12 protein-coding genes and 1 tRNA gene are annotated in these 10,099 nt (G+C 41.4%); 12 read left to right on the forward strand and 1 reads right to left on the reverse strand.

What is annotated here, in order from left to right:
- The first annotated feature begins 138 nt into the window (after nucleotides 1-138).
- The 8 genes from BQ9893_RS11715 to BQ9893_RS11750 all read left to right on the forward strand — a co-directional run bounded on the left by BQ9893_RS11715 (nucleotide 139) and on the right by BQ9893_RS11750 (nucleotide 5,285).
- The gene (locus BQ9893_RS11715; RefSeq protein WP_075966213.1) at nucleotides 139-828 is read left to right on the forward strand and encodes an energy transducer TonB; all 690 of its coding nucleotides are present in this window, start codon (nucleotides 139-141) and stop codon (nucleotides 826-828) included.
- A 65-nt stretch (nucleotides 829-893) separates the two neighbouring features.
- The gene (locus BQ9893_RS11720) at nucleotides 894-1,868 is read left to right on the forward strand and encodes a polyprenyl synthetase family protein (protein WP_075966214.1); all 975 of its coding nucleotides are present in this window, start codon (nucleotides 894-896) and stop codon (nucleotides 1,866-1,868) included.
- 1 nt (nucleotide 1,869) lies between these two features.
- Entirely contained in the window at nucleotides 1,870-2,658 is a 789-nt protein-coding gene (locus BQ9893_RS11725) for a TatD family hydrolase (RefSeq protein ID WP_075966215.1), read from the forward strand.
- Between the two features lie 144 nt (nucleotides 2,659-2,802).
- Nucleotides 2,803-2,890 (forward strand) — tRNA-Ser (locus BQ9893_RS11730).
- 83 nt (nucleotides 2,891-2,973) lie between these two features.
- Nucleotides 2,974-3,711, forward strand: coding sequence for a MotA/TolQ/ExbB proton channel family protein (locus tag BQ9893_RS11735; protein ID WP_075966216.1), 738 nt, complete (start codon nucleotides 2,974-2,976; stop codon nucleotides 3,709-3,711).
- Between the two features lie 8 nt (nucleotides 3,712-3,719).
- Nucleotides 3,720-4,193 (forward strand): hypothetical protein, encoded by a 474-nt coding sequence (locus BQ9893_RS11740; RefSeq protein WP_075966217.1) that lies wholly within the window; start codon nucleotides 3,720-3,722, stop codon nucleotides 4,191-4,193.
- Between the two features lie 34 nt (nucleotides 4,194-4,227).
- A complete protein-coding gene (locus tag BQ9893_RS11745; RefSeq protein ID WP_075966218.1) occupies nucleotides 4,228-4,818 on the forward strand; it encodes an ExbD/TolR family protein in 591 nt (196 codons plus the stop codon).
- A complete protein-coding gene (locus BQ9893_RS11750; protein ID WP_008152576.1) occupies nucleotides 4,818-5,285 on the forward strand; it encodes an ExbD/TolR family protein in 468 nt (155 codons plus the stop codon). The genes BQ9893_RS11745 and BQ9893_RS11750 overlap by 1 nt, the downstream gene beginning before the upstream one ends.
- A gap of 62 nt (nucleotides 5,286-5,347) precedes the next feature.
- Here BQ9893_RS11750 and BQ9893_RS11755 read toward each other — a convergent pair whose 3' ends face one another.
- The gene (locus BQ9893_RS11755) at nucleotides 5,348-5,896 is read right to left on the reverse strand and encodes a GNAT family N-acetyltransferase (RefSeq protein ID WP_075966219.1); all 549 of its coding nucleotides are present in this window, start codon (nucleotides 5,894-5,896) and stop codon (nucleotides 5,348-5,350) included.
- A gap of 149 nt (nucleotides 5,897-6,045) precedes the next feature.
- Between BQ9893_RS11755 and BQ9893_RS11760 the strand changes: the two genes are divergently transcribed.
- From BQ9893_RS11760 to BQ9893_RS11775, 4 genes are all read left to right on the forward strand, one after another.
- Nucleotides 6,046-6,519: an Lrp/AsnC family transcriptional regulator gene (locus BQ9893_RS11760; RefSeq protein ID WP_075966220.1), complete on the forward strand. Its 474-nt coding sequence runs from the start codon at nucleotides 6,046-6,048 to the stop codon at nucleotides 6,517-6,519.
- Between the two features lie 396 nt (nucleotides 6,520-6,915).
- Nucleotides 6,916-7,209, forward strand: coding sequence for an ISAon1 family transposase N-terminal region protein (locus BQ9893_RS11765; RefSeq protein ID WP_449406343.1), 294 nt, complete (start codon nucleotides 6,916-6,918; stop codon nucleotides 7,207-7,209).
- Between the two features lie 336 nt (nucleotides 7,210-7,545).
- Complete coding sequence (locus BQ9893_RS11770) at nucleotides 7,546-8,898, forward strand: IS110 family RNA-guided transposase (RefSeq protein ID WP_081415446.1); 1,353 nt, start codon at nucleotides 7,546-7,548, stop codon at nucleotides 8,896-8,898.
- 25 nt (nucleotides 8,899-8,923) lie between these two features.
- Nucleotides 8,924-9,907, forward strand: coding sequence for an ISAon1 family transposase (locus BQ9893_RS11775; protein ID WP_449406345.1), 984 nt, complete (start codon nucleotides 8,924-8,926; stop codon nucleotides 9,905-9,907).
- Nucleotides 9,908-10,099 lie beyond the last annotated feature (192 nt).

A 10,099-nucleotide genomic window follows, 5' to 3' on the forward strand; every position in this document is an offset into this window, starting at 1 on the left:
TATATGGTAGCTATTATTTTTATTCTCAGTCAAAAAAAAAGTAAAAATAGCATATATTTAATACGAATTATTCGGATTTAAAAAATAACTCCGTATATTTGTCGCAAAAGAAAAACACATCTTTAAACACTAAGAGATATGGAAGTTAAGAAATCACCAAAAGCGGACCTGGAAAGAGGTAAGACGATGGGTATCCTGATGGGTATGATCGTCGGACTTGCAGTACTGTTCGTTGGCTTCGAATGGAGCGACCGTGAAATCTCAATCGTCACAAGCGAAGGCGTTGCAGATATCATCGCGGAAGAAGAAGTTGAAATCACGAGACCGGAGGACACTCCTCCCCCTCCTCCTCCACCCCCTGCACCTGCTGTGGCAGAAGTATTAACCGTTGTAGAAGATGACGTCAAGTTGGACGATGTCGACATCGTTTCATCGGAAGACGATGCTTCTTCAGCACAGGTTGAAGCTTATACTCCTCCTGCAGTAGTTGAAGAAGAAGAAGAATCTTCACAGCAGATTTTTACTGTTGTAGAAACAATGCCTGAATTCCCGGGCGGACAAGGTGCTTTGTTACAATACCTGGCAAAATCAATCAAATATCCGGTTATTGCTCAGGAAAACGGTATCCAGGGTCGTGTATCCTGTTCGTTTGTGGTTAACAAAGACGGTTCCATCGTAGACGCTGAAGTTATCCGTGGTGTTGACCCGTCGTTGGATAAAGAGGCTCTTCGTGTGATCAACAGCATGCCGAAATGGTCACCGGGTAAACAGAGAGGTAAACCCGTACGTGTTAAATACACAGTGCCTGTTACATTCAGACTGCAATAATAACATGTAAATAGTACAAAAAGGCTGCTTCTATCGCAGCCTTTTTTATTTAAACAAAATAATCTATGTTCGCTTTTAACGATATCCTACAGAAAATAGAGCAGGAAATTACCCGGCTTCAATTCACCTATCCCCCAAAAAGTTTATACGACCCGATCGAATACATCCTCTCACTCGGAGGGAAAAGAATCCGTCCGGCACTTGTACTGATGGCATGCAATCTATATAAGGAAAATGTAGATACTGCGATCAAACCGGCTCTGGGACTTGAAGTATTCCACAACTTCACCCTTTTGCATGACGACCTGATGGATGAGGCCGACAAAAGAAGAAACAAACCGACCGTCCATAAAGTTTGGAATGCCAACACAGCCATTCTTTCCGGTGACGCCATGCTGATCGCAGCCTATCAATTGATCGGCGAAACGGAACCCGAATCGTTAAAAGAAATATTGGACTTATTCACCGGTACGGCGCTTGAGATATGCGGTGGACAACAATACGACATGGAGTTCGAATCAAGAACGGACGTAACAGAAGCAGAATACATCGAAATGATCCGGTTGAAAACAGCCGTTCTACTTGCCTGCGCCCTGAAAATGGGAGCCATCATGGGAAATGCGCCTGAGGCTGATGCCGAAGCGCTCTATCAGTTCGGCATTAATATCGGACTGGCATTCCAGTTGCAGGACGACCTGTTGGACGTTTACGGAGACACGGCCACTTTCGGCAAAAATATCGGAGGAGACATACTCTGTAACAAAAAAACATTCATGTTGATCAACGCTCTACGTCTCGCTTCAGATACTCAAAAAGCGGAACTGAACAATTGGATAGGTAAAAAGACTTTTGACCCGGCAGAGAAAATCGCGGCCGTAACAGCCATCTATGACCAACTGCGGTTAAAAGAATTGTCCGAAGAGAAAATACACACATATTATAATCAGGCAATGAATTGCTTGGCCTCGTTAAGCGTAGCTCCCGAAAAACTAAACATTTTAAAAGGAGTCAGCGCCCGTTTAATGAACCGCCAGTCTTAAAATGAAACTGATCGACACACACAACCATCTGTATTTAGAAGATTTTGATCCGGAACAGGATCAACTGATCACTGTCGCGAAAGAATCAGGCATAGACACCCTGCTCTTTCCGAATGTCGACACGACTACCATCGAACGGATGCATGACTTATGCGACCGTTATCCGGATTTCGCCTACCCGATGATGGGGTTGCACCCGACCAGTGTAGACAAACATTATGCCGAGAATTTGAAGGTGACAGAGTCATGGCTCGGTAAACGCTCCTATTGCGGTATTGGAGAAATAGGGATCGACTTGTACTGGGACAAAACATACCTGAAAGAGCAGAAAGAAGTATTCGAAGAACAGCTCAGATGGAGCATCGATCTTAATCTGCCGGTCGCCATCCATACTCGAGAGGCATACCCGGAAGTTTTTGACTCTTTATATAAGGTAGGAGCTGATTCGCTTTCCGGGGTCTTTCACAGTTTTACCGGTAATGAAACCGAATTGGAAGAAATAAAAAAATTAAAAAATTTCAAAATCGGAATAAATGGGGTTATTACATTTAAAAACTCCAAACTATCGGAAATCATCCGGCAAACAGACATAAAAAAAATAGTGTTGGAGACAGATGCCCCTTACCTCGCACCTGTTCCCTACAGGGGAAAAAGGAACGAGCCGGCTTATATCTGGAAAACGGCTGAAAAAGTAGCTCAGACCTATGGACTGACACTCGAAGAGACCGTTGAAACAACACGGATTAATGCTCTAAAACTATTCAAAATCGAGAATAAACCTATATCGTGAGATATTTTCGCGCGTATTCAAAATTTATCCGTCAGATATTGTGCATATGTCAGGCAAAAACTATAGATTTGTGCACTGAAACGTTTGGATATGCGATTTTTTTCGTATTTTGCACCCGTTTTAGAAAAGCGGTGACTTGTTTTTGGAGAGATGCTCGAGTGGTTGAAGAGGCACGCCTGGAAAGCGTGTAAACCCCTAAAGGGTTTCGCGGGTTCGAATCCCGCTCTCTCCGCTTTAAGATACCATGACGATTATTAATAACTAAAAAAATAAAAACAAATAAGAGAATTATTAATCTTAAAAATTAAACACACAATGAAAAAGTATTTTGCAAAAACGTTCATGAGTTTATGTGCTCTTGGAATCTCTTCTGTAGCATTCGCGCAAGAAGCTACCGAAACCGCTGTTGAAGGTGGCATGTACCAGGCTTTGAAGACTAAGTTTATCGAAGGTGGTGCCGACTTCATGAGTTTGGTTGCTATCGCATTGATTTTCGGTTTGGCTTTCTGCTTGGAAAGAATCATTTATTTGAACTTGGCTGAAACTAACTCCAGCAAATTGCTGAAAGGTATTGAAGATGCTTTGGATAAAGGAGATGTAGAAGGTGCAAAAGCTATTGCTCGTGATACGAGAGGTCCTATCGCTTCTATCGCTTATCAAGGTTTGATGAGAATCGACCAAGGTATCGACGTTGTAGAAAAATCTATTGTTTCTTATGGTGGTGTTCAGGGCGGTCTTTTGGAAAAGAACATGTCTTGGATCACATTGTTTATTGCAATGGCTCCGTCATTAGGATTCTTGGGTACTGTAGTAGGTATGGTTATGGCGTTCGATAAAATCGAACAGGTTGGTGATATCAGCCCGACGGTTGTAGCAGGTGGTATGAAAGTGGCCTTGATCACAACAGTAGGTGGTTTGGTTGTAGCATTGATCCTTCAGGTATTCTATAACTATTTGCTGAGCAAACTGGAAGCTATCCTGAACCAGATGGAAGATGCTTCTATCACTTTGCTGGATATGGTTATCAAATACAACCTCAAATTTAAAAAATAATCAGACTTATGGCAGTTACTAAAATAAGAAAAATGTCCAGTTGGACACTGCTGATAGTTTCACTTATCAGTATTGTCGTACTGGGTATGTTCTTCTTCGGAGGCATTACGAATCCGGGAGAAGAAATGAAAGAATATGTATACACCGGCCTGTTATTGAACTGGACAACCGGATTGTTCTTTGTTACAATCGTTTGTATGGTGTTATTTGCAATTTGGCAGTTTATCAATCTGTTAAAGGTTAGTCCTAAATCGGCAGTCGCTGCTTTAGGTGTGGTAGTTGCATTCGTTGCTATGTTATTCATTACCTACTCTATCGGTGACGGTACTCCTTTGCAGGGTCTGAACGCTGATTCACAACAGTATAATACGGCAGGTTGGTTGAAAATTACAGATATGTGGATCAAATCTTCCATTGTTTTAATGGTATTGATCATCTTAGCTGTAGTAGCAGGTAGCATTAAGAAAATGCTGAACAGATAATTAGTAATAACGAATCGATAAAACAAAAAGCTATATGGCAAGAAAAAAGAGAAAAGTACCCGCAATGAATGCGACTTCTTCAGCCGATATTGCTTTCATGTTGCTTATCTTCTTCCTTATTACTACATCCATGGATACAGATAAAGGTTTAGCAAGACGTTTGCCTCCTCCTGTACCTAAAGACCAAAAGAAGAATGATGTTGATGTTAATAAGAGAAACTTGTTGGTCGTTTTGATCAACAGTAGTAACCAAATTCTCTGTGGCGACAAGTTCGTTGACATCAAGCAATTGAAAGATGAGGTTAAAACATTCATTGACAATCCGTATAATGATGCAAACAAACCTGAAAAAACAGAAGAGGACGTTCCTTTCTTCGGAAAAGTAATGACCGCTAAAAAACACGTCATCTCTCTGCAGAATGACCGTGGTACTGAATATCAGGCTTACATCAGTGTTCAGAACGAATTGGCAAAAGCATACAATGAACTGCGTGATGATATTTCCAGAAAGAAATTTGGAAAAGCATTCGCAGATCTGGATGAAGAACAACAAAAGGCTGTGCAGCAGATTTATCCGCAAAAGATTTCTGAAGCAGAACCTAAAAATTATGGAGATAAGAAGTAATGGGAAAGTTTAGTAAAGCGGGCGGACGTGAAATGCCCGAATTGAATACGTCATCATTACCTGACTTGGTGTTCGCTTTCTTGTTCTTCATCATGATGGTAACATCTATGCGTGAAGTAACATTGATGGTGCAATTCCGTGCTCCACAGGCTACTGAGCTTCAGAAGCTGGAAAAGAAATCGTTGGTTACATTCATCTATGTAGGAAAGCCCAATCAGGAATTTCAAGGGAAGATGGGTACTGAAGCCCGTTTGCAGTTGAACGACAAGTTCGCTGAAGTATCGGAAATTCAGGACTATATTGCCCAAGAAAAATCCAGTATGAAAGAAGAAGACCAGCCGTTTATGACAGTGTCTATCAAGGCCGATAAGGAAACCAAGATGGGTCTGATCACAGATGTTAAGCAGGCGCTTCGTGAAGCATATGCATTGAAGATTAGTTATTCTGCACGTCAGGCAGCTGACTGATCTCAGGATATACAATAATAAAGTAGGAGGAAAACAGGATTGTTTTTCTCCTACTTTTGTTTTCAACTAATCCCATATACATTCTTGTACAAGCAATTCTTCACCTGCTCGAAAGAATGCTCAAGATCAACGCCGCCATACGTCATAAGCCGCATTTCCAACCATCCCCCTCCGTTCCGATAAGGCGGCTGGTGATAAACATGCCCATCCAGATTAAAGCCCAAACGTTCATAGAAGCCAATCCTGCGCTTGCTCATCTCATCGCCAGGCATTTCTACCTCCAAAACAACCGGAGTACCACAGACAGTCAAAAATTGCCTCATAGCCTCCGCCCCTATTCCACCATTACGGGCAGCAGGATCAATTGCGAAATGTTCTACATAGGTGTAGTCTTCAAAAAACCAGCCGGTGATAAAACCGACATATCGGTCTTCCCTCGATAAGGCATACACAGAAAACCGAGGTTCGCCTTTAACCAAATGGCGAACAAGCGAAAAGTCGCGACGTTCCACTTCAGGAAAAGATTCCGTATATGTTTTCTCTATCAGGTCCAATACTGGATCAGAAAAGTCTTTTACAGACCTGCATACTACCACTGATTGTATACTCATAAAATTATAAAATTGAAGATTATTACCACTAAAGAAACTTACAAACTAAAATATTCCGCCTAAAAATAGAGATTAATCATTAGAGATTATATATATTTGTATTAAGATTGTAAGAATCGATTATACAGATATACAAATATAGATAAATTATGGCACACCATCAACTGGATGAACTTGACGAAAAAATATTAAAACTAATCATTGGCAATGCCCGTATGCCTTTCCTTGAAGTTGCACGGGAATGTAATGTATCGGGGGCAGCTATACACCAACGTATACAAAAACTTACTAACTTAGGCGTAATCAAAGGATCGGAATTTATTGTCGATAACACAAAAGTGGGTTATGAAACTTGTGCATACATGGGGTTGTTCCTTAAATCTCCCGGACAGTTTCCTTCGGTTACGGAAGCCCTGAAAGAAATTCCAGAAGTGGTAGAATGCCATTATACGACAGGGCAATATGACTTATTTATAAAGATATATGCGAAGAATAATCAGCACTTGTTAAGCATTATCCATAATAAACTGCAACCATTAGGTCTTGCCCGAACCGAATCTCTGATTTCTTTCAAGGAAGCATTCAAACGGCAAATTCCAATCGACTTGGATGATGAAGATTAAACGGCACTATAAAATATTTGTGTATGAAAAATACGGGATTCAAAACGAGTTCCGTATTTTTTATTTAATGCATTTTTCCTATCAGGAGGGGATTTTCTCACCCGACAAACTATAGAGATTAGACGTAGTACAGCAACGTTGTTATACCAACGTGTAAGCGACGTCTTGTAGTGTCTTTATGGCGTTCTTTGAGGATCATCCTGAGTGAATATGTAAGCGAATGAGCTTCTTCCAGATCAGGAATGGCGATGATAGTTCCTTTTCCTCCGCATAAATGAATTTTCCAGTCTCGGTTCCGACTTAGTATTTCCGGGTCAGTCCGAAAACCCTGTGGGTGTGTTATGTTAAAATGCGAAAGTGAACTATCTTTGCGGAAGATAAAAAAATAACAATCCAATGAATTCTAATCGCAATCTATATAAGTTACTACGAGTCATCTTTCCGGAAGTTTTAATGGAGTATTTCGATATCTCCGGTTGGCATGACGGCTCTGATAAAATCGAAGTTTGGCTTGAAGAAAAACACTACCTGGAACGTTCAGACTACAAGAGTGGAACCGTGATCTCCCATGGTTTTACCGATGAGAAAGTTATTCAGGACTTTCCTTTGCGTGGCAAACCTGTTTATCTCCACGTAAGGCGTCGTCGCTGGTATGACAAAGCTACGAGGGAAACGTTTTCCTATACCTAGGATGACCTAACTGCCGAAGGGACGAAACTCACTCCTGAGTTCGTTGCTTTTTTAAAAGTCCCCCACCCACAGGGCGTGAACGAAATGTAAAGAACCCATTCAGTTACGGCTATGCCGTAACTATTCGTATTTGTATTTCTACAATATTTTATAAAAGGTATCTTTGCCGTTGACAAGCAAGTAAGTCAGATCACTAATGGACTTTCAAGTTCAATTAAAAGTATGACACTGTAGGTCTGTAGAATGATTATTGGCCGATAGATGCCTTATGGAAGAGTACCTCACGTTCCGAGAGACCACAGGCTTGTCTATTTTATTCATCAAAATCTATAGACAATGGCAAAAAATGCAAAAATGATCAAATCCTCTGACGGAAACAAGCTTGCAATTGTAAATCCGGACGCTGCGGGTATTGATATTGCTGACGCTGAAATGCAAGTATGTGTTCCCGAGGACCGGGATGGAGATAACAACCGTAGATTTGGCAGTTTTACCTGTGAGCTCAATGAGATTATTACATGGCTGAAAGATTGTCATATTACAACCGTAGCGATGGAAGCTACGGGGATTTATTATCTGTCGCTTTTTCTAAAACTACAGGATGCCGACATTGAAGTAATCCTGGTCAATCCGCTTGATGTAAAAAACTTGGCTGGTCATAAGACTGATTCCGCTGATGCCGAATGGCTGATGTTATTACACCGTTATGGGCTATTAAAACCGTGCTATCAACCCGGTAATGCCGCTAGGCAGATAAGAAATCTTACTCGGCAGCGTAATAACCTCTTACGCTCTGCGGAAAAACAAATCCTGTATATGCAGAAATCTCTTGAATTGATGAATGTAAAGTTGTCTACTGTGATATCGGACGTCACAGGATTATCAGGAAGAAGGATAATCTCAGCTATTTTGGCAGGCAATCGAATTCCGGAGTATTTAGCATCGCTGGCGATGTCTAATTGTAAAGCCAGCAAGGAAGAGATTGCCTTGTCTCTGGAAGGGACATGGGATGCCGACCTGTTGTTCACACTTAAACAAAGTGTAGAGGCCTATGATTTCTTTATTAATCAGATTGCCGATTGCGACCATGAGATCGAGAAACTTCTGAAACTATATCAAGCTCAAATGGATACGAACTCAGAGCCGCTTGTTCGTTACAAAAGAAAAAAAAGTAGCCGTTCCAAGAACGCCCCTGTCATAGATATAGAACAGTATGCTTTTTCCATATGGGGTGTCAACGTATTCGAGATCCCCGGCCTGAAGGATACAGCTGTTATGCAGCTTATTGGAGAACTTGGACATGATTTTATAGATAAGTTTGAAACTGCGGAGAAATTCAGTCGGTGGTGCAACCTTGTCCCCAATAATAAAATATCAGGTGGTAAGTTGCTTTCCAGCCGCATAATGAAGAAAAAGAATATTGTTGGTCAGATATTCAGGACTGCAGCCTCACCAATGGCACGAGACAAGGGTGAAGTCGGCAACTATTATAGACGAATACGTGCAAGAAGTGGTGCTTTACAAGCAAATGTAGCTACAGCTCACAAAATAGCAAAGATTTTCTATACAATGGTGAAAACCAAACATGCCTATGATCCTGGCAAAGTTGGACTTTGCGAGAAAGAGATAACTGAAAGGAAAATTGCCAAATTGGAAAAAGCACTCGCAAGGCTCATGAAGGCATCTTAAGGCAGGGGTTCTATGGAAGAAGAAGATTGAAACTACCGCAGCGAGCATAAACTCCATGGCAGATTCTTATGGTGTAAACGGTAAACAGTTAACTTCCCAGTACAAGGAGTTTATCAGCACATACCGACAATGGGACCAGTTAGGTCATGCCTCAGAATATGTCCTGTTCAAACAAAACATAGGTCCCAGCCTTTGTATTGACGAGACTTCTTTGAGCTGCGGAGAATTGTATACTGTTGTCACTAACCGTGCGGGACATGGTGGCAGAGGTACCCTTGTGGCCATGATACGTGGCACGAAGTCTGAAGACGTCATAAAGGTGCTTGAAATGATTTATGTCTCCAAACGCAAGACGGTCAAAGAGGTCACTTTGGATCTTTCACCGACCATGATGCGGATTGTCCGAACGGCTTTTCCCAATGCCACTATGACCAATGACCGGTTTCATGTACAGAAGCTCTTTTATGAGGCAATTGATGAGCTCAGGGTTACTTATCGCTGGATGGCACGGGATTTAGAGAACGATGAAAATCAGCGGTGCAAAGAACAAAATATAGAGTATGTCCCGTTTCGATATGCCAATGGTGATACCCGTAAGCAGCTGTTGGCAAGGGCCAAACATGTTCTTGTCAAGCATTATAGTAAATGGACTGAATCCCAAAGAATACGTGCGGAAATCATATTCGAACATTATCCGGAACTGAAATCAGTTTACGACTTGGCTATAGAATTGACCTATATATATAATAAGCACTATGACAAGGATGTGGCACGTGGAAAGCTTGCCTTGTGGTACAATAAAATAGAAAAGCTGGGATACGGATGTTTCAGAACCGTAACAAATACCATGCAGAACTATTATGAAACAATACTAAACTATTTCGTTAACAGGGAAACGAATGCATTTGCTGAATCATTCAATGCAAAAATTAAAGCTTTCAGAGCACAGTTCAGGGGAGTCGGAGATATACCATTCTTTATGTTTAGATTATGCAAGCCAACAGTGTAAATTTAACATACCCACAGGGTTTTCGGACTGATCCGGTTTCGGACTGATCCGTTTTTATATGCAGGCTGTACGAAAACGAAACGTAATCACCCGAGCAGATCGTAGTATAACGATACGAAAAAAGCCGACTCAAAACTGAATCGGCTTTCATCATCGAGTGTTGTTTTTGCCTGCACTCTCATTCTAAAACGG

Origin of the sequence: Parabacteroides massiliensis, from assembly GCF_900155425.1 — a bacterium.
GTDB classification, from domain to species: domain Bacteria; phylum Bacteroidota; class Bacteroidia; order Bacteroidales; family Tannerellaceae; genus Parabacteroides; species Parabacteroides massiliensis.

What these genes read in the sequence shown, in the direction of transcription:
- BQ9893_RS11755 (WP_075966219.1), bottom strand. Translation starts at nt 5,896, where the DNA reads ATGAGTATACAATCAGTGGTAGTATGCAGGTCTGTAAAAGACTTTTCT.
- BQ9893_RS11765 (WP_449406343.1), top strand. Translation starts at nt 6,916, where the DNA reads ATGAATTCTAATCGCAATCTATATAAGTTACTACGAGTCATCTTTCCG.
- BQ9893_RS11770 (WP_081415446.1), top strand. Translation starts at nt 7,546, where the DNA reads ATGGCAAAAAATGCAAAAATGATCAAATCCTCTGACGGAAACAAGCTT.
- BQ9893_RS11760 (WP_075966220.1), top strand. Translation starts at nt 6,046, where the DNA reads ATGGCACACCATCAACTGGATGAACTTGACGAAAAAATATTAAAACTA.
- BQ9893_RS11750 (WP_008152576.1), top strand. Translation starts at nt 4,818, where the DNA reads ATGGGAAAGTTTAGTAAAGCGGGCGGACGTGAAATGCCCGAATTGAAT.
- BQ9893_RS11725 (WP_075966215.1), top strand. Translation starts at nt 1,870, where the DNA reads ATGAAACTGATCGACACACACAACCATCTGTATTTAGAAGATTTTGAT.
- BQ9893_RS11720 (WP_075966214.1), top strand. Translation starts at nt 894, where the DNA reads ATGTTCGCTTTTAACGATATCCTACAGAAAATAGAGCAGGAAATTACC.
- BQ9893_RS11740 (WP_075966217.1), top strand. Translation starts at nt 3,720, where the DNA reads ATGGCAGTTACTAAAATAAGAAAAATGTCCAGTTGGACACTGCTGATA.
- BQ9893_RS11735 (WP_075966216.1), top strand. Translation starts at nt 2,974, where the DNA reads ATGAAAAAGTATTTTGCAAAAACGTTCATGAGTTTATGTGCTCTTGGA.
- BQ9893_RS11745 (WP_075966218.1), top strand. Translation starts at nt 4,228, where the DNA reads ATGGCAAGAAAAAAGAGAAAAGTACCCGCAATGAATGCGACTTCTTCA.
- BQ9893_RS11715 (WP_075966213.1), top strand. Translation starts at nt 139, where the DNA reads ATGGAAGTTAAGAAATCACCAAAAGCGGACCTGGAAAGAGGTAAGACG.